The organism is Haloterrigena sp. KLK7 (assembly GCF_037914945.1).
Taxonomy (GTDB): Archaea; Halobacteriota; Halobacteria; order Halobacteriales; family Natrialbaceae; genus Haloterrigena; species Haloterrigena salinisoli.
This window is the reverse complement of the sequence record NZ_CP149787.1, coordinates 2,568,401-2,587,343: the sequence shown is the minus strand read 5'-3', so window position 1 is coordinate 2,587,343 and position 18,943 is coordinate 2,568,401. Positions and strand designations below refer to the sequence as shown.

General features: G+C 65.6%; 17 protein-coding genes and 1 tRNA gene. 8 read left to right on the top strand and 10 right to left on the bottom strand.

What is annotated here, in order from left to right; all coding sequences use genetic code 11:
* Positions 1–305: 305 nt before the first annotated feature.
* The 3 genes from WD430_RS12690 to WD430_RS12680 form a co-directional block, all read right to left on the bottom strand.
* Positions 306–446: a hypothetical protein gene (locus WD430_RS12690; RefSeq protein WP_339102808.1), complete on the bottom strand. Its 141-nt coding sequence runs from the start codon at positions 444–446 to the stop codon at positions 306–308.
* Positions 447–603: 157 nt separating this feature from the next.
* Positions 604–1,128, bottom strand: coding sequence for an Lrp/AsnC family transcriptional regulator (locus WD430_RS12685; RefSeq protein WP_339102807.1), 525 nt, complete (start codon positions 1,126–1,128; stop codon positions 604–606).
* Between the two features lie 434 nt (positions 1,129–1,562).
* Positions 1,563–1,949, bottom strand: coding sequence for a ribbon-helix-helix protein, CopG family (locus tag WD430_RS12680; protein ID WP_339102806.1), 387 nt, complete (start codon positions 1,947–1,949; stop codon positions 1,563–1,565).
* A gap of 125 nt (positions 1,950–2,074) precedes the next feature.
* Between WD430_RS12680 and WD430_RS12675 the strand changes: the two genes are divergently transcribed.
* Positions 2,075–2,839: an ABC transporter permease gene (locus tag WD430_RS12675; protein ID WP_339102805.1), complete on the top strand. Its 765-nt coding sequence runs from the start codon at positions 2,075–2,077 to the stop codon at positions 2,837–2,839.
* 352 nt (positions 2,840–3,191) lie between these two features.
* Here WD430_RS12675 and WD430_RS12670 read toward each other — a convergent pair.
* Both WD430_RS12670 and WD430_RS12665 read right to left on the bottom strand, forming a co-directional pair.
* Positions 3,192–3,265 (bottom strand) — tRNA-Thr (locus tag WD430_RS12670).
* A 94-nt stretch (positions 3,266–3,359) separates the two neighbouring features.
* Positions 3,360–4,340 (bottom strand): class I SAM-dependent methyltransferase family protein, encoded by a 981-nt coding sequence (locus WD430_RS12665; protein ID WP_339102804.1) that lies wholly within the window; start codon positions 4,338–4,340, stop codon positions 3,360–3,362.
* A 126-nt stretch (positions 4,341–4,466) separates the two neighbouring features.
* Here WD430_RS12665 and WD430_RS12660 point away from each other — a divergent pair, with 126 nt between their 5' ends.
* From WD430_RS12660 to dph5, 3 genes are all read left to right on the top strand, one after another.
* Positions 4,467–4,925: a Rieske (2Fe-2S) protein gene (locus WD430_RS12660; protein WP_339102803.1), complete on the top strand. Its 459-nt coding sequence runs from the start codon at positions 4,467–4,469 to the stop codon at positions 4,923–4,925.
* A gap of 90 nt (positions 4,926–5,015) precedes the next feature.
* Positions 5,016–5,219, top strand: coding sequence for a hypothetical protein (locus WD430_RS12655; RefSeq protein ID WP_339105846.1), 204 nt, complete (start codon positions 5,016–5,018; stop codon positions 5,217–5,219).
* Positions 5,220–5,285: 66 nt separating this feature from the next.
* A complete protein-coding gene (gene dph5, locus WD430_RS12650; RefSeq protein WP_339102802.1) occupies positions 5,286–6,074 on the top strand; it encodes a diphthine synthase in 789 nt (262 codons plus the stop codon).
* A gap of 24 nt (positions 6,075–6,098) precedes the next feature.
* On the opposite strand, the gene WD430_RS12645 is transcribed toward dph5, so the two are convergent.
* Both WD430_RS12645 and WD430_RS12640 read right to left on the bottom strand, forming a co-directional pair.
* The gene (locus WD430_RS12645; RefSeq protein WP_339102801.1) at positions 6,099–8,354 is read right to left on the bottom strand and encodes a glycoside hydrolase family 3 N-terminal domain-containing protein; all 2,256 of its coding nucleotides are present in this window, start codon (positions 8,352–8,354) and stop codon (positions 6,099–6,101) included.
* A gap of 775 nt (positions 8,355–9,129) precedes the next feature.
* Positions 9,130–9,492: a hypothetical protein gene (locus tag WD430_RS12640; protein ID WP_339102800.1), complete on the bottom strand. Its 363-nt coding sequence runs from the start codon at positions 9,490–9,492 to the stop codon at positions 9,130–9,132.
* 260 nt (positions 9,493–9,752) lie between these two features.
* On the opposite strand from WD430_RS12640, the gene WD430_RS12635 reads away from it, so the two are divergent.
* The 4 genes from WD430_RS12635 to WD430_RS12620 all read left to right on the top strand — a co-directional run bounded on the left by WD430_RS12635 (position 9,753) and on the right by WD430_RS12620 (position 15,548).
* On the top strand, positions 9,753–11,852 hold the full coding sequence (locus tag WD430_RS12635; RefSeq protein WP_339102799.1) for a glycoside hydrolase family 3 C-terminal domain-containing protein: 2,100 nt from the start codon (positions 9,753–9,755) through the stop codon (positions 11,850–11,852).
* Positions 11,853–11,988: 136 nt separating this feature from the next.
* Complete coding sequence (locus WD430_RS12630) at positions 11,989–12,504, top strand: universal stress protein (protein WP_339102798.1); 516 nt, start codon at positions 11,989–11,991, stop codon at positions 12,502–12,504.
* A gap of 287 nt (positions 12,505–12,791) precedes the next feature.
* A complete protein-coding gene (locus tag WD430_RS12625) occupies positions 12,792–14,018 on the top strand; it encodes an MFS transporter (RefSeq protein WP_339102797.1) in 1,227 nt (408 codons plus the stop codon).
* Positions 14,019–14,693: 675 nt separating this feature from the next.
* The gene (locus WD430_RS12620) at positions 14,694–15,548 is read left to right on the top strand and encodes a hypothetical protein (protein WP_339102796.1); all 855 of its coding nucleotides are present in this window, start codon (positions 14,694–14,696) and stop codon (positions 15,546–15,548) included.
* Between the two features lie 24 nt (positions 15,549–15,572).
* Here WD430_RS12620 and WD430_RS12615 read toward each other — a convergent pair whose 3' ends face one another.
* The 3 genes from WD430_RS12615 to ptsP all read right to left on the bottom strand — a co-directional run bounded on the left by WD430_RS12615 (position 15,573) and on the right by ptsP (position 18,942).
* Complete coding sequence (locus WD430_RS12615; RefSeq protein WP_339102795.1) at positions 15,573–16,658, bottom strand: alpha/beta hydrolase; 1,086 nt, start codon at positions 16,656–16,658, stop codon at positions 15,573–15,575.
* Between the two features lie 107 nt (positions 16,659–16,765).
* A complete protein-coding gene (locus tag WD430_RS12610; RefSeq protein ID WP_339102794.1) occupies positions 16,766–17,224 on the bottom strand; it encodes a PTS fructose transporter subunit IIB in 459 nt (152 codons plus the stop codon).
* Positions 17,221–18,942 (bottom strand): phosphoenolpyruvate--protein phosphotransferase, encoded by a 1,722-nt coding sequence (gene ptsP, locus WD430_RS12605; protein ID WP_339102793.1) that lies wholly within the window; start codon positions 18,940–18,942, stop codon positions 17,221–17,223. The genes WD430_RS12610 and ptsP overlap by 4 nt, the downstream gene beginning before the upstream one ends.
* Between the last annotated feature and the right edge of the window lies 1 nt (position 18,943).

Below are 18,943 nucleotides of genomic sequence, written 5' to 3'. Positions count from 1 at the left end.
CCGGCGATCACTTCTAGACCCCCGATCGGGAAGATTGTAATCCCAAACAAGTTTGGTGTTTAGTGTTCGATGGCGCACGAACGTGACGCAAATAGGCACAGAGACACTCACTCGAGTCGCATCGTATCGGTATTCCGGCCACGGGTGCCGCCGGACTGGCGCTCAGTCCGCGGTGAATCGAAAACTCGTTCCACCGCAGCCCGGGCACGAATCGACCCGCTTCGGGAGCGGACTGGAAGCGCTTTCCGAGAGGAGCACGAATCCGCACTCGTCACACTCGATGTACGTGTTCATACGACTACCGATCAGTCGGCCGTCGCTGGTTCGATCTCCGCGAACTCGTCGGTAGTCCCCTCGGAAGCCCGAACAGCCTCGTCGCTTTCGACGGCAACCGAGTGGCCCGGATGTACGATGGTCCGCATAAGCGAGTGCTGGCGACGTTCCATACCACCATCAATCCGTTCAGCCGTTATAAACTCTTTCTGTACGATTCTATTATCTCATCGATTTGGGCCATCCATTCCGATTATCTAAGCGCATTCGGATTCGGTTATCTAAATCGCATTGGGTTACGCGTATCAAAACCGGCACTGAGCGAGTCGGTCAGGAGAGTTCGTGGTCTGCGTCGGCCTCACCTTCGTCGTCGACTACGGATTCGGTCCCGAAGTGGTTGAACGGTCGAAAGTAGTGGTGTCGAATGAGTTCTTCGCTCTCCACCTGGAGGCCGAGTTCGTCGAGCGTCTGTGCGACGCGCGTTACGTCGTCGTGTTTCGGGGCGACCGCCGTCACCTCGATGTTCTCTCGACCGGTCATCAACTCTTGCACTTCGACCACACCCTCTATCTGGAGCGCCTCGTCCGCCAATTCCTGCCGGTTGACGATCCGGGACGTACACGTGATACGGATCTCGAGTTGATAGCCGGCTTCTTCGTAGTTGATGATCGGAACGTAGCCCTCGATGATCCCTCGCTGCTCGAGGTTGCCGATCCGGTTTCGAACGGTCCCGTCCGAAACGCCGATTTGCTCTCCGATCGCGACCGCCGTCTTGTTGCGCGCGTCACGCTGCAGGATCTGGAGGATTTCGCGGTCGGTCTCGTCGAGCGGGGTGTATTCCGACGACGCACACATAAACCGTGCAACGATCCGACGTGCCTTGTGGTCTCTGCCTTCACGCGGGTTTGGATTCCTCGAGTCCGCCGTCCGAACGCGGTCGCTGTCACGGGATGCGACGGGTACCGGGTTCGGAGACGGCAGTATCTGGAGGCTTTGCGTGTCACTCGGCCGGCGACAGCGGAACCGTGAACGTCGAGCCGCTGTTCGGTTCGCTTTCGACTCATCTTTCCCCTCGTGTGGTTCGACGATCCGCTCACAGAACGCGAGTCCGATACCGGTTCCGTCGTCTTCGACCGAGACGACCCGCTTCCGACCCCGTCAGCGCTCTGGAATGCGTTCAACCTCCTCACTCTGGCCGTTCACGACGCGGTGGAAGCGGTTCCGAAAATCCCATCGAGCGATCGTTCACACCGGCGACCGATCACTCTGAACGGGAACGACGGGTCTATTCAAGACCGAAGTAACAGGACTTTCACCTGCCCCACAGCGTCAAAATCGCGGAGTCGATACGCGAGTTTGCGAACTCGAGCCGCCTCGCCGCGACAGAAAACCGTTTCCAGACACCAATCCCCTTCGTGCGTGTGGCTTGTCGTCGTAATCACGTCCTGAAAGTCGTGTTGAACGTCGTGGAGCTCGCGGATTACGCGCTCGTGCTGATAATCGAACGCGAGTGCAGCAGTCACGTCACCCGAGACCGTTTCGAGTTCGATATGGGCCTCGATATACTCCTGCATCGCTTCCCGGACTGCTCGCGAGCGAGAGTCGAAGCCCTCAGTCTGCCACGTCTGATCGAACTCCGCGAGCAAGTCATCCGGAATATTGAAACTGGTACGCATCTGTTTACACCGGAGTTAGCGGGGTGAACGAATGGGCGCTGTGGTTTGTCACGCTGACTGGGTATTACGATTCCCGCCAATCGGTGCTAACAGCATTTTTGTGCCGTCTCTCCGGAGAATTCCGTATGGATATCGGCCTCGTTGCGGGTGTCGTTACGATCGGATTCGTCCACGGCGTGCTCCCGGACCACGGGTGGCCGATCGCTGCGACCTACGGGTTGAATCGCTCGCCGACGTGGCTCTACGGGACGGTAGCGGGCCTCATTCTCGGGGTCGGACATCTGATTAGTAGCGTCGTACTGGTACTGGCGTACTTTTGGTTCAGTCGCTTCGCTGCGTTCGCCGAAGGCCCGTGGATGCGATATCTCGCAGGAACGCTACTCGTTCTACTGGGAATTCACGAGTATCGGACCGGCGGGCACGGAACGGCACGCGATCACGCTCACGACGGGTCTCACCGCGAGCACGCCCATACGCACACGCACGAACACGATCGTTCACGCGACTACGGCCGTTCGGGAGCCCCCTCCCAGCGCGGGATACTGACTCGGATACGGGAGCGACTGTTCAGCGGCGGACATCGCCATTTGAGCGACGAAGACGCTGACCGGGGATTGATGGCCCTCGGGACGACCGCCCTCCTTCTGGGCTTTGCCCACGAGGAGCCGATTCAAATTCTGGCGATCTGTACGGGGACGGCCTACTGCGTGGAATTGATGCTGGTTTACTCGCTGGTAGTTATCATCGCAATCCTCATTCCGACGCTCCTCTTGATCGCGGGCTATGAACGCCACCGCGAAACGGTCGAGCGATACACGCCGTACCTACCGTTGCTGACAGCGACGGTGCTGGTGAGCATGGGGCTGGCGTTCATCATTGGGGTCCTCTGAGAACTCCCGATCCCGACCACCGTACTCTCCGGCGTCAGTCCGCGTTCGTTCGTCGCGATACTCGCTGAACGTATTCTCAAAACCGCAGCATGCGGGACGTACCGCGCACTCGAGAGGAGCAACTGGCAGTGCCGAGACGTTCGCCGACGAGGGTTCGACTGTGGTGGATATCGGAATCCGAACTGAACCGAAGGAAGAAAGCCAGTGGAGAAGACGTGCGTCGCTCCGCACGTGACGCTCGTCGCAGAAGACAAGCCGGTGGGGGGATTGTGAGGACCACTGGGAGAGCGAAGCTCTCCCTGATTCAAATCCCTCGACGGCTGTTGCTGCTCACGTGTTGTTCGCAGCAAAAAGCCGGTGGAGGGATTTGAACCCTCGACCTAATCCTTACGAAGGATTCGCTCTGCCAGTCTGAGCTACACCGGCACACCTTCGGAGTGCGCGTTTATTCGTAGGGCCGATACCAGCCATAAGGGTTGCGAATCGATCTTCTCGTGGGACTGACTCCCGTACCTTCGAGTCAGCGCTCGAGTCGAACGTCCAGACAGACGTTCAGTTCGTGGGGCGCGTAGGAGCGAACGACCCGTTCCGTCTCCACTGAAACGTCGTACGCCGGTTCGGCGGCCTCGCGGATCGCCCGCTCGCCCGGGCCGAACGGGTCGTCCTCGTGCTGGATGTCGTAGTAGTGGAGCACGCAGTCGTCGCCCGCGACGGTGACGGCGGCCTCGAGGAACTCGTCGGCGCTGTGGGGGAGGTTCATCACGATACGGTCGGCCCAGCCCTCGTACTCGGGCGCTACCTCGCGGACGTCATCACGGATCGCCGTCACCCTGTCTTCGACGCCGTTGCGGCGCGCGTTCTCTCGCAGGTAGTCGATCGCCGCGTCGTTGACGTCGACGCCGACGCAGTCCGCGCCGCGTTTCGCGACGGGGATCACGAACGGGCCGACGCCGGCGAACATGTCGAAGGCGCGCTCGCCCGCGGTCACCTGTTCGACGACTCGGTTGCGCTCGGTCGCGAGTCGCGGCGAGAAGTACACCTCCGCGAGGTCCAGCAGGAACTCGCAGCCGTACTCGCGGTGGACGACCTCCGTGTTCTCGCCGGCCAGCAGGGCCCAGTCGCGGATCCGCGTCTCCCCTTTCACCTTCGACTGCTTGTTCAGGACCGTCTCGAGGGGCAGATCCGACGCGACGATCGCGTCGGCGATCTCGCGTGCGCGCCCGTCGTCGTCCTCGTCGAGCAGCGCCGCGCGGCCCAGGCGTTCGTAGGACGGCTCGAAGCCGAGCAGGTCGGCGGGCGTCGTCTGCGTCTCGCGTTCCTCGAGCGGTCGGGCGACGACCGCGAACCCCTCGGGAACCGCGTCGGGATCGGTGACCGGGAGATAGAGACTGCCGTCGTCGACGGTCAGTTCGTACTCGTCGTCGATCAGGTCCGCGTCCGCGAGTCGCTGACGCGTGGCTTCCCCCTCCTCGCGCGGCACGCGGACGCACGGCACTTCCATACCCGGACGAAGCCGACGAGTCGCCGTAACGCTGACGTTTCGCCGCGCCGCCGGACGCCGTCGATCGAGACTCGAGCCGCGACCGTCGGAGTGAAGGTTTTCAGGTCGCCGCCGGTACTGGTCGGTATGCGAGAGCTGACGACCGCGGAGACGGTCCGCGAGGAGGGATCGTGGCTGTTCACGGTGCGGGACCGGTACGGCGAACTGGACGAAGTGATTCTCGTTCCCTGCGAGGACAGCGGCGAGCACGGCTCGACGAGCGGTCGGCCGGCGACCGACGGCGGCGTCGAGGCGTGGATCAACCGCTGTACGCACGAAGCCCAGCGCTTCGATACGGGTCGCGGCGTCCCGATGCGCGACGGCCAGATTATCTGTCCGAAACACGGCTCGATGTTCGATTCCTGTTCGGGCTACTGCGACAACGGCGAGGCCGCCGACACGACGCTCCCGTCGGTCGAGATCTCGGTGCGAGACGACGGCAGGGTCGTGCTCACCGACGACGAGTTCACGTTCGTCGGCGAGGGCGGGATCGACGACAACGAGGGTGACGATGGTCCCGCCTCGACGTCCCACATCGGCTTTTGAAGCCCAGTCAGTAGGAGCGCATCCGCCCGCTGCGTGGCAGGCGCAACCCGCCGTATTTTCCCCGTCGCGAGCGTCGTCCAGCCCGATACCATGTCGTCGACAACAGGCGATCGATCGGGACTGATGAAGAAGGTCGGCGTCGTGACGACCCTGATAGACGCGGTACGGGAGTTCTCGAAGGGCCACCGCGGGAGCGGCCTGGTGCTCCTCGTCGCGGCCGCCCTCTCCTCGCGGATCCCCGGCATCGGAACGGTCGCGTCGCTGCTCCTGCGGGCGTACCGACGGCTCCGTTGAGCGGACGTCGCGATCGACGATCGCCGTCTCGAAAGCGTATTCCGGACGCTGATACTACGAGCGCCCATGCTCACCTTCATCGGCCTCGGCCTCTACGACGAACAGTCGATCACCGTCGAGGGCCGGGACGCCCTCCGGAACGCCGACCGCGCCTACGCCGAGTTCTACACCAGCAAGCTGCTCGGCGCGACCGTCGACGACCTCGAGTCCGCCCACGACGTCGAAATCGAGGTCCGCGACCGCGCGGGCGTCGAACAGCACCCCGACAACATCCTCGAGGCCGCCGAGAGCGAGGACGTGGTCTTTCTGACCGCGGGCGATACGATGATCTCGACGACCCACGTCGATCTGCGCCTGCGGGCCCACGACCGCGGGATCGAGACGCGGGTAGTCCACGGCGTCACGGCCCAGACGGCCGCCAGTTCCCTGACCGGGCTCCAGAACTACCGCTTCGGGAAGGCGACGACCCTCCCGTTCCCGTACGCCCACGGCGCGGACGGCCTCCCCGCCAGCGTCACGGACACCATCGACGCGAACCGGGAGGACGGCCACCACACGGTCGTTTACCTCGATATCAAGGTCGGACACGAACTGACCGACGAGGACGAGTACATGACCGCCGACGTCGGCGCCGAACTCCTCGCGGCGGAGTACCCGGACCTCGTCGGCGTCGTCGTCGCCCGCGCGGGCAGCCCCGACCCGCTCGTCGCAGCCGGAACCATGTCGGAACTCGCCGAGCGGGAGTTCGGCGATCCGCTGCACCTGCTCGTCGTTCCCGGCGAGTGTCACCCGCTCGAGGCCGACGCCCTGGTCGAACTCGCCGGCGCCGATCGAGACGCGCTCGAGATCGTCTGAGTCGGTGCGAGCGGTCGGCTCGGCTCAGTCCGTGACGGTGAACTCGAGCGAGCGTCCCCCGCTCGTCACCTCGAATCGGCCCGGTTCGACGGCGGTCGTCCCGTCCGAGTGAACGACGCCCAGATCGGACGGGGTGAGCGTCACCGTCGCGTCCCGCCGCTCGCCGGGTTCGATCGAGAGTCGTTCGAATCCGACCAGTTCTCGAACCGGCGTCACCCGGGAGCTGACGACGTCGCGGAGGTAGACCTGGACGACCTCCGTGCCGGCGCGGTCGCCGCGGTTCGCGACGGTCACCGACACCTCGAGATCGTCCGCGGGGTCGAGGCGATCGGTCGCACAGGAGATCGATTCGTACTCGAACTCGGTGTAGCTCAGTCCGTGCCCGAACGCGAACAGCGGATCGTACGCGGGCGGGTGGGCGTCCTCGCCGAGCGGCCGCGGAGACGGAGCGTGGTCGTGAACCGTCGGTAGGTGGCCGACCGATTTCGGCATCGAGATCGGCAGTCTCCCGGCGGGGTTCGTCTCGCCGACGAGGACGTCGGCGATCGCTCGGCCGCCTTCGTACCCCGGATAGAACCCCATCACTACGGCGTCGGCGAGCCGTGACTCCTCGGGAATCGCCACGGGCCGTCCGGCGACGACGACCAGCGCGGTCGGCGTTCCCGTCTCGGCGACGCGCTCGAGCAGTCGCGTCTGCGCCCGCGGGAGTTCGAGCCGGCTCCGCGTCGGGAACTCGTCGGTCGGCCCCGTCACGGATTCGGGCCCGAACTCGTGGACGTACCAGTTCTCGCCGAGCGCGACGACGGCCGCGTCCGCGGTCGACGCGGCGTCCGCTGCCGCGTCGAGGTCCGAATCAGTGGTCGCTCCGATCGACGCGCCCCGCTCGAATTCGACCGTCGTCGCCGCGTCGGTGACCGTCTCGAGACCGTCGCGGACCGTCGTCCCGTGGTCGGCCGAGAGGCCGGCGACGGTCCAGCCGCCACAGAGGGCGTCGAGGGAGTCGGCGTTCGGTCCCGTCACCAACAGTTCGTCGACGCCGTCGCCGAACGGCAACGTCTCACCGTCGTTCTGCAGGAGGACGATCGATTCGCGCGCACACGCCAGCGACAGGTCTCTGTGGGCGTCCCGCCCGACCACGGTTCGGCCCTCGCTCGGGTTCACGTAGGGGTCGTCGAACAGCCCGAGCCGGAACTTGAGTTCGAGGACTCGGCGGACGCTCTCGTCGAGTCGCGCCTCGTCGATCGCGCCGTCCTCGACCAGGTCGACCAGCAGGTCCGCGTACTCCCGGCCGCCGATCGATGCCACGTCGAGCCCCGCCCGCGTCGCCTGGTCGACCGCGTCCCGCAGCGACGGCGCGGTCCCGTGTTGGCCGTGGAGGAAGGCGACGCCGTGCCAGTCCGAGAGGACGAGTCCGTCGAAGCCGAGGTCCTCGCGCAGCAGCCCCGTCAGGAAGCGCCGCGACCCGTGGATCGGCTCGCCGTCGACGGAGCTGTACGACGGCATCACTGCGGTCGCACCGGCGTCGATCGCGCGCTCGAACGGCGGGACGAACACGCGGCGGAGCGTGCTCATCGAGACGTCGTTCGGGGCCGCGTCCTCGCCCCGCCGAGGAGTGCTGTAGGCCGGGAAGTGCTTGGCGGTCGCCGCGACCGCCGTCGGGTCCGCGAGCCCGGCGCCGTCGCCGCCCTGCAGTCCCTCGATCTCCGCGCTCGCCAGGTCGCCGACGAGGTGGGCAGCCTCGCCGTAGGTCTCGTAGGTGCGCCCCCACCGCGGCTCCCTGGCGACGTCCGCGTTGGGCGAGTAGTTGACCGTCGCGCCGGTCGCGCGCATCTCGGTCGCCGTCACGCGGGCGGCCCGCCGGACCAGGTCCGGGCTCCACGTCGCCGCCATGCCGAGGTTGTGCGGGAAGACGGTCGCCCCCGCCACGTTCGCGTGCCCGTGGACCGCGTCGACCGGAACGAGCAGCGGAATTCCGAGCCTGGTCTCCTCGCGGGCGATCCGCTGCAACCGGTTCGCGATCCGCGGCACGACGGCCGGACTGTTGTGCCTCGAGAAGCCGGTCGCGAACGGCGTGACCCACCCGATTCCCCGCTCGCGCACGAGCGACTCGAGGTCCTTGAGCGTGTGACTCCCGTAGGGGTCGGCACGCGCGTCGGAAGAGAAGACGCCGGTCAACTGTCCCGTCTTCTCCGCGAGCGTCATCCGCTCGAGCAGCGCAGTGACTCGCTCGTCGATGGACGCGTCGCTGTCTTCGTACGTCGGAGTCCCCTCGTCGACCATTCGAGCGCACGTTCGTGAGTCGCCTATTAACAGTTGTTGGCACGCGTTACCGGCGCAGTGGAACGATACGCAGTGTCGCGCGTCCTCGAGAGTCTCCGACGCGGTCCGTCGATGAGCCCGAAGCGGAGGGTCGGTCTCGCCAGTTCCGAGCGGACCACCCTCGCCGCTGACTCATCGCGATCGATACCGGCCCGTCGACGTCGTCGGTCCGACACCAGCCACGGGCAAGTGGCGAACCCGCGCTTCATCGGTGCCACCCCAGTGAATAATAGTAAGATAAGATAGAGTAGATCGATATACTCAGAATACAAATAGTTGTAGTTGATGGAGCCCACTAAAACCCGATCTAAGAGCATATATCATCGTTCAGACGCCAGTAGACTATTATTTCACTTCTATATCGAAAATATAAATACGCAGGTAGTAAACGGGAGTGCTTTCTATTATCTCCTTATTGCGGAGTATACTCCCATCTGTCCCCGCTTTGGGATCTAAGCTAGTAAATAACGTTTAGATATCATATCTTTCCCGATATAAGCGTATATCAGATAATAATCGGACAGCCTCGACGACGGTCCGCCGCGAGATCGGGCTGACCACCGCGGTATTGAGAGTATTTCGTTCAGTACTCACAGATCCGTCTCGGTGTCCCATCGACGACGAGCGTACTGTAATTTACAAACATACGCTCGTAAGACTCTGTGGCGGATCGCGGGACTAGCTGAGACGGTGTCGCTACGGCCGGGATCGACGCCGCGTCGGGAGCCGCTCGAGTTCACTCGAACTCGTATTCGGCGGCGCTGTAGGCGAGGATATCGGTGATGTCAGTACCTTCAATACCTTCGAGACTCTCGAGTCCGAGCACCATCAACAGCGGATAGAAGTCGCGCAGTTTCTGGAGATCGTAGTTCTCGGCGCGCATGCACTCGTAGCTGGTCTCCCGAAAGGCCAGTTCGATCTCGTCGCGGAGTTCCTCGGGCAGATAGATCGTGAGGTTCTCCCACTCCTCTTTGACGTTGGTGACGTCGACGGGCTCGTACTCGTCGTCCTCCGTGTTCACCCAGAACTTCGCGTACTCCGCGTCGGTCGACTCGGAACCGTCGTCCGGGGTCGATCGGTCGGGATCGTCGTCAGTCACGCTCGCCCACCTCTCCGGTCGGCCCGTCGCTGCCCGAAACGCGCTCGGAACTCGAGTACTGCTCGTTGTACCATCAATACAGTGTTATCGTGACGATCCAAATAGGTTGCGTCCACGGGGAACAACGCGTGAACGGTGTCGCTTCGGTGTCCGCGATCGCGTCCCGGAGCGAACGGGAGATATTTCCCGGAGGACGTAGTATTATAAATCATGAATCGATTCCGTACGTACTGTATGCACCACACGGAGGAGCGATAGGAATGGAGTCTCAGCGTACGTCACTCGTCGACGAGCTCACGCTCGAAGAGAAGATCGAACTCGTCCACGGATCGCTCGATCCGGACGGGAAGGCGACCGGCTACGTGCCCGGCAACGACCGGGTCGGCATCCCGCCGCTGACGATGGTCGACGGCCCCCTCGGCGTGCGAGCGATGGGCGAAGCGGCGACCGCGTTCCCCTCGTCGATCGCACTCGCGTCCTCGTGGAACCCAGACCTGGCCCGGCGGTTCGGCACCGCACTCGGTCGGGAAGCGGCCGCCCACGATCAGGACGTCGTGCTCGGTCCGGGAGTCAACATCGTTCGGACGCCGCAGGGCGGCCGGAACTTCGAATACTACAGCGAAGATCCGCGACTCACTGCCCGGATGGGCGTCGGGACCATCGAGGGAATCGAGTCCGCGGGCGTCGCGGCGATGGTCAAACACTACGTCGCGAACAACCAGGAGACGAACCGCTACGAGGTGAGCGCCGAACTGAGCGAGCGGGCGCTGCACGAGATCTACCTGCCGGCGTTCCGGGCGGCGGTCGAAGAGGCCGACGTCTCGTCGCTGATGACCGCGTACAATCGCGTCAACGGCGTTCACATGAGCGATCACGAGCGACTCCTCTCGGACGTGCTGAAAGACGAGTGGGAGTTCGACGGCGCGGTCGTCTCCGACTGGTGGGGCACCCGGAGCACCGTCGACGCGGCGCTGGCCGGCCTCGACATCGAGATGCCGGGCGTCGAACTCGAGGCGTATCTGCCGGGCGAGACCGCGGACGAGATAGACGCGCCCGACGACGAGGGCGGAGAACTGCCGCCCCTCCCGGACGTGCCGGCCTACTTCGGCGAGCCGCTCCGAGAGGCAGTCGAGGCCGGCGAGGTCGACGAGGCGGTTCTCGACGAGAAGATCGAGCGCCTCCTGAAGCTGATGGAGTCGGTCGGACGCTTCGACGACGACGCGCGCGAAGGCGAACTCGACACGCCGGAACATCGCCGTCTGGCCCGCGACATCGCGGTCGAGGGGACCGTTATGTTGACCAACGACGGCGCGTTGCCCCTCGAGGAGTCCGACTCGATCGCGCTGATCGGTCCCAACGCCGACGCCGCCAAGCTGGGCGGCGGCGGCTCCTCGGAGGTGACGCCGATCACCGAGACCAGTCCGCGCGAGGGGCTGGCCGAGCGAGCGGCCGACCTCGCGTTCGAACGCGGCGTGCCCCCGATCGTCGAATCGTCGTTCTTCGACGACGGGGACGGGCAGAGCGACGACGGCGCGGACGCGAGCGCGAGCATCGACGACGCGGTGGCGGCCGCCGACGACGCCGATTGCGCGGTGATCGTCGCCCAGGACGACGCCACGGAGTTCAAAGACCGCGAGCACATCGAACTCCCCGGCGACCAGAACGAACTCGTCTCGGCCGTCGCCGACGTCGCCGACCGGACCGTCGTCGTCCTCCGAACCAGCGGTCCCGTGGAGATGCCGTGGCTCGAGTCGGTCGACGCCGTCCTCGAGACCTGGTATCCGGGTCAGGCCGACGGCGAGGCGCTGGCGGCCGTCCTGTACGGCGACGCCGATCCGGGCGGTCGGCTCCCGGTCACGTTCGGTCGCTCGCCCGCGGACTACCCGACGGCCGAGGCGGAAGCGTTCCCCGGCGTGGACGGAGTGGCCAGGTACGACGAGGGCGTCTTCGTCGGCTACCGCTACTTCGACGAGCACGACGTCGACCCGCTGTTCCCGTTCGGACACGGCCTGTCGTACGCGTCCGTCGAGTACGACGACGCGACTCTCAGCGAGACCGCCGACGGATTCGAGGTCGCCGTCGACCTCCGCAATACGAGCGAGCGAGCCGGCACGGAGGTCGTTCAGGTGTACGCCGACAGATCGGCCGCACCGGTTCCGACGCCCGAGCGCGAGCTCGTCGGCTTCGAGACGGTCTCGCTCGAGGCCGACGAGGAGACGACGGTCCGCGTCTCGGTCGAGCGCGACGACTTCGCGTACTACGACGAGAGCGACGGCTGGACGGTCGCGGAGGGAACGAACACCGTTCTCGTCGGCCGTTCCTCGCGGGACGTGCGGGCGACGTTCGACGTGGACGTGTAGTCTCGAGTCCCGACTCCCGGCCACAGTTCGGCGTCGCTCTCCGCGACGCGACGTCCGCACTGATCCGACATCCCTCTCTGCGGCATCGTTTGTGACCAAGCGTACCCTTTTGCCGTCGAACTGAGTACGACGGTCCGTGCCACTGGAACGGATACTCCTCGCGGTCAGTGATCGCGACGAGGCCCGCATCGAACAGTTGACGGCCGCCGCAATCGAGATCGCCGAACCGGCCGATGCGACCGTGACGGTCGCACACGCGATTCCGGAGGAAGCGACGCCGACCTCGGAGAGCGCGTTCCCGATCGCCGGACGACACCGACCGTACGTACTCTCGGACGACGAGTACGACGACGTCCTGAATCGCTCCGAAATCGGCGACGCGGAGGGCGACGTCGACGATGTCGTCGCCCGACACCGAACCGTCCGGGCCGCCGTCGATCGTCTCGAGAACGCCGGCGTCACGGCCGAGGTACGCGGTGTCGTCGGTGAGCCCGGAGACACGATCGTCACGCTCGCGACCGAAATCGACGCCGGCCGGATCGTTATCGGCGGCCGACACCGGTCGCCGACGGACAAAGTCGTCTTCGGGAGCGTCGCGCAGGACGTCTTGCTCTCGGCGCCGTGTCCGGTCACGTTCGTTCGCGACGACTGAGGGGCTGCGCACGGACGGATCGAACGGCACTGCCTGGGACACGCAGCTAACGGATCGGTTCTCCGCAACCGTAATGCTTTACTATAGTTAATGTTAATTGTTTTCTACACGCTGGGATAGAGTACCAGGCACACGGGGGATCCAACAATGTCAGATACGACTACTGAAGCGATTGCTATCGGATCGAATAGCTGTTCAAACGGACGACCGGTTCGCCGTCGGAGCGACTCGGAACGACCTGACGCGCAATCGATCGGCTGGACGCTACCTGACGGAGTGATGCGGTCATGACGAACCGAGATGCGACGCCGTGGGCGACGATCGCGACGCTCCTGTTGGCGGCGACGTTGCCCGCGCTCTCCGGTGGCATCGTCAATCCGGTGTTACCGGCGATCGAAGCGGCGTTCTCGTCGGTGTCTAACGCCGGCGTCCTCGCCCAGCTCGTCAGTACGCTGACCGGGCTGATCATCGCCATCTTCGCGCCGATCATCGGCGTGCTCGTCGACCGCTACGGGCGAAAGCGCGTTCTGATCGTCTCGATGATCATCTACGGAATCGGGCCCAGTTCGGCCTACTTCCTCGATTCGCTGTACCTGATCCTCGGGACCCGGGTCTTCCTCGGTATCGCCGTCGCCGGGATCATGGTCAGCGTCACGACGCTCATCGCGGACTACTTCTCGGGCAAGCGTCGGGAGACCGTGATGGGCTGGCAGGGAGCCATGATGCCGTTCGGCGCCGCAGTCGCCATGGTCGCCGGCGGGGTTCTGGCCGACTTCAACTGGCGGATCGTCTTTCTCACGTACCTCGTCGCGCTCCTCATGCTTCCGCTCGTCGTCCGCTTCGTCGACGAACCGGAGGTCGACACCGCGAGCGATTCCTCGCTGCCGTCGGTCGCCGAACTGCGGGAGATTCTCGCCGAACTGCCGCTCGCGTTCCTGACCGGGGTCTACCTGACAATGTTCATCGGCATGATCGGATACAACCAGATCAACGTCGAGATCCCGTTCTACCTGCAGACCGTGACGTCGGTCGGCGGCACGATGACCGGGATCGCGATCGCGATCGTCTCGGTCGTCGCCGGCCTCGTGTCGCTGAACTTCGATCGCCTCCGCGAGCGGTTCAGTCCCATCGGGATCATCGCCGGTATCTTCGCCGCAGCCGGGATCGGGTTCGTCGTCGCCAGCGTGACCGAGAGTTACTGGATCATCGTCGTCGGGATCGTCATCGCGGGCGCCGGGCTCATACTGCTCACGCCGACGATAAACTACTGGGTGGCGGCGCGGGTCACCGAACGGTACCGCGGACGGGCCCTCAGCGGCGTCACGACGACGCAGTTCCTCGGTATGTTCGTCTCGCCGATCGCGGCCGAGCCGCTGATCTCGCGGCTGGGAACCGGACAGGCGCTGCTGGCGATCGGCGTCCTCGGGTTCGCGCTGATGGCCCTGTTCGCTTTCGTCGCGTTGCGACGGCGCGCGACGCCGGACGCGCCGTCCGCGACGCAGCCGAACGACTGATTCCGGAATCAGCGAGGTCGACGGTCGACCGCGGTCCGTTCTCCGGTCTTCGGTGGCGTCGCTCGCGTTCACATCGCGATCACGCATCGGCCGATTGAGTGACAAATAGTGCACGATATGATAGATCCTATACTATCATTCGAATACGATACGATCTATTCAGATTACTCGACGCTGGTTCGCCGAGCGCTGGGATCGTCAGTCGCGGCTAAACTCTCAGCTCCCCGCAATCGAAAACGGACGGAACGCCCTTACCTGGCGCCCCAGCCCCTCTATTCCGGTTTCAATCGACGACGAGCAAGTCGAACAGAACCGACCGATCGCGACTGAGTTCCGAAGATCTATCCGTTCCGCTATGCCATCGTTGCGGCCGTCAAACCGCTTTCCGTCGCACAATTCGGGTACGGATCGGTCAGAGCGCTCGAGCGTGAATGGAATCACAAGAGGTTCTTCGAGGTATCGAATACTGGCACCCATTTATGATAGTAATCCGTTAGTATTGTCTACACATACGCGACTTAGCATAATTTCCTAGCCGCTGCTGGAGTCGACGAGCGCGGTCAGAACGCGTCGGTCTGACTGCGTTCTCGAGCCCGACGGAACGAATCGCGGGAGTGCGAGACGAACCGAGCGGGAACGCGTGACTATTTAGGGTTCCGGTGGATGCCCTGTCCCATGAGCGGTCGGGAGGGGACGGACGGATCGGACGAGCCCGAGGGAGCGATCGGCGTTCCGACGACCGATGCGAATCGCGACGGTGGGGAACTGGACGCGGAGACGGTCGCCGTGGCCCGCGAGGAGCTCCAGCGGACCTTCGACTATCAGGTCGAGCGCTTCCAGGAGATCGACGCCAAGGCCATCGAGATCCTGAAGGCGAACCTCCTGTTGATCGGGCTCGTCGTCACCGGCGGCTCGATCGTCTTCCAGACCGATATCCACGTCATGGCCTTCGTGAACCTCTTTACGATCGCGGGCGGGGTGCTCCTGCTGGTCTCGACGGGGCTCGCCGGGGTGACCTATACCGCGTCGAACCTCCGGGGCGGTATCGACACCGACGCCGTCGAGGTCGGGCTCGCGTCGGCTCGAGTCGCCCCCGAGGCGCGAGCCGAGACGGCGCCGTTCGAGGAGCGCCTGCTCCGCAGCTACGGCCGCTGGATCGAGTACAACGCGCGAGTGACGGCCGTCAACGACATGTTCGCGACGATCACCGTTCTCATGGTGATCGCCGCGCTCGTCTACGTTACCGCCGGGATCACCGCCGGCGCCGTCGGCCCGTCGACGGTCGTCTCGGTGCTCTCGTTTCTCGTCCTCTCGGCCGTCCTGGCGTGGCTCGGCGCCTTCGCCTACTACATGGACCATCTCGGCGTGAGCGAGGAATCCTGGGCGGGGACCTTCGACGGCGTCCGCCTCTCGAAGGGGGTCACCCGAAAACGCGGCCTCTCGACGCTCCGGACGATGCGCAGCGAACGCGACGAGGCGGAAGCGGACGAAGCGGAAGCCGACGGAGTGGAAGCGGAGGCGGAAGCCTAGACGGATCCGCTCGACTCCCCGCCGTTACCCCTCCAGAACGCCCTCGAGTTCGTCGCGGAAGTCCCCGGGCACTTCGACGTGGGGCGCGTGCCCGGTGTTCCCGAAGACGACCTCCTCGAACTCGCCGCCCGAATCGGCGTAGTCCTCGAGGACGGCGCGGGTCTGGTCGACCATCGGCTGGGGCGGGAAGACGTCCTCGCCGGGCCAGTCGGGAATCTGCCCCATTCGGCCGAGCGTCCCGACGTCGAAGACGGACTCGTTGGAGACGATCTGGTCCGAGTCGCCGCGGATCCACAGGACGGGCGGTTTCTCCTCCGGATCGATGTCGGTGATCTCCTCGAGTGAGCAGTACTTCGGCGAAATGGCGTTGTTCACGCCGTTCTCGCCGGGCGCGACGCCGGGCCAGTTCTCGCTCTCGGTCGCGTCGCCGGGGTAGTTCTCGTCGCCGGTGACGGTATCGAGCATCCCCGTCAGATACGACTCCTCGCGCTCCTCGTCGAAGACGTAGCTCGGATCGACGTAGAACGTCCGCAGGACCTTCCGCGGCGAGGACTGTCCCTCCTCGCCGCGGTCCCGTTCGGCGAGTCCGGCGACGAACTCCTCGTTGCCCAGCCCGCCGCCGGAGCCGGCGTAGTCGTCGAAACACGGCGTTCCCTCCTCGTCTCTCGTCCCGCCGAAGCCGTACGGCGAGAGCGGGTTGACCAGGACGAGGTTCGCGACCGCGTCGGGGTTATCGATCGCGTATCGCATCGCGACGCCGCCGCCGTTCGACCAGCCGACCAGCGTCAGGGGGTCGGCGAGGTCGAGTTCCGAAAACAGCGCGCGGAGGTCCCCCTCGAAGTCTCCGAGGCCGTTAGTCGCATCGACCCCTTTCGCCTCCGAATCGCCGTACCCCCGCAGATCCGGTGCGATGGCGTGATATCCGGACGGTAGGTCCGTCATCACGTCCTCGAAGAACCGCGACGAGGAGACGTTCCCGTGGATGAAGACGACGGTTCCGTCGGCCTCGGCGACCCCGTTCGGGGTCGCCGTCTCGAGGTAGTGGGTCTCGAGGCGGTCGGTGTCGGCGACGTGCGATTCGATACCGGTGAGGGTGTCGTCTCGAGGCATGAGCCGGGATATCACGGCGAGTGTGATAGGTGTCGGTGTTGCAGAAGCCGTCCCCGCGGCGGATCGTCGAAACGAACGACGGCGACTGACCGACAGCTCGGCCCCGCTCAGGAGAGGAGTCGCTTGAGTCTGGCGAACAGTCCCTTCGAGGGATCGCCGCCGCGACGGGGGGTCCCGGACTCGGTCGACTCGGCGCCGGAATCGCTCGCGTCGGTCGACGCCGTCGGCTGGGTCGATTCGGCGGTCGAGGCCGCACTCCCGCCGTCGGCTTCCGCGATCGCTCGCTCGATGAGGCTCTCGACGTCGTTGACGGCGTCTTTCACCGGCGCCTTGACGAGGGGTTTGCCCTCGAAGCGGTCCCGGTTCACCGACGTGTCCGCGGCGATGATCACCGCGTCCGCCTCGGCGATCGCGTCGCTCGAGAGCTCGTTCTCCTGGCCCATGGCGCCCTGGACCTCGACGTCGATCTCGTGGCCGAGATCGGTCGCGGTCTGTTCCAAGTTTTCGGCCGCCATCTGGCTGTGTGCGATACCCGTCGGACAGGACGTTACTGCGACGAATTTCATTGGTCTGTGGTGGTGTTGACGTGCTCGGAAACGGTCGTTCTCGTGGCCGCGTCCGTCGCCCGGTTCGCGAGCGACTCGGCGTCGTCGGTCTCGAGGTCGGCGATCGCGGCCTTCACTTCGGGGATCGTCACGGCGCTCATGCTGAGTTCGTCGAGCCCCAGCCCGACCAGCAGCGGCGTCAGGTCGGGGTCGCCGGCCATCTCGCCGCACATGCCGACCCAGGCGTCGCCGGCCGCCGCGGCCGCGACGGTGCGCTCGATCGCGCGGAGGACCGCCGGCTCGCAGGGATCGCGGAGGTCGGCGACGCGCTCGTTCTCCCGGGCGGCGGCCATCACGTACTGGGTGAGGTCGTTCGTGCCGATGCTGAGGAAGTCGACGCGCTCGGCCAGTTCCTCGGCCGTAAAGGCGGCGCTGGGCGTCTCGATCATCACGCCCAGTTCCGGCGTCTCGTACTCGACGCCCGCCGAGTCGAGGTCGGCGGCGACGCTCTCGACCGTCTCGAGGGCCGCCTCGAGCTCCGGCACGGTCGCCACCATCGGGAACATCACCGAGAGGGTCCCCGGCTCGGCGGCGGCCGCCCGCAACAGTGCACGGAGCTGCGTCTCGAAGAGGTCGGCGTCCGGGCCGAGCGAGCGTCGGATCCCTCGCTGGCCGAGGAACGGGTTCTCCGCGTCGGGGGTCTCGAGGTAGGGGATCGGTTTGTCGCCGCCGACGTCGAGCGTCCGCACGACGACTCGGCCCTCGGGAAACGCCGCGAGCGCCTCGCGGTAGACCTCGAACTGCTCGTCCTCGTCGGGCGGCGCCTCGCGGTCGAGAAAGAGGAACTCGGTTCGGAAGAGGCCGATCCCGTCCGCGCCCTGCGCGACGGCGCCCTCGAGTTCCGCGAGGGTGCCGACGTTGGCGGCGACCTCGACGGAGCGTCCGTCGGCCGTCTCGACCGGCTCCTCGCGAACGTCGACGTCGCGGCCGCCGGCCGCGCGTTCGCGCTGGTCGGGCGTCGGATCGGCGATCACCGCGCCGTCCTCCCCGTCGACCAGCACGTCGGCGCCGCCGTCGATCGACTCGAGGTCGTCGCCGACGCCGACGACGGCGGGGATCCCCAGCGAACGGGCGAAGATCGCGGCGTGAGAGGTCCGGCCGCCCTCGACCGTCGCGAAGCCGGCGACGCGGTCGGGATCGAGCTGGGCGGTGTCGCTGGGCGTCAGCCGCTCGGCGAGCAGGATCGAGCCGGTCGACAGCGAGGCGAGGTCGACGCGATCCGCGTCGGTGAGCAGCCGCAGCAGTCGGTCCCGGACGTCGCGGAGATCGTCGGCGCGCTCGGCCATCCGGCCGTCCATCCCCTCGAACTGCGCGATGGGGTCCTCGAAGGCGTCCTCGACCGCGTGTTCGGCGGGCAGGCCGTCGTCGATGGCCGCCTCCACGCCGTCGGTGATCTGCGGATCGTCGACGAACTGCTTGTGGGCGTCGAACACCGCGGCCTCCTCCTCGCCGACGCGCTCGGCGGTCCGCTCGCGCTCGCGCTCGAGTTCCGCTCGGGCGCGGTCGCGGGCGTCCGCGAACCGCTCGCGTTCGGCGTCCGGATCGACGGCCTCGGCCGCCGGCGGCGCCTCGAGTTCGAGGTCGGCGTTCGGATCGTACCAGACGGCGCTGCCGACGCCGGACAGCGGCGTGACGCCGGTTCCCTCGTGCGATCGCGGTGCGGACTCGTTGGCGGCCATC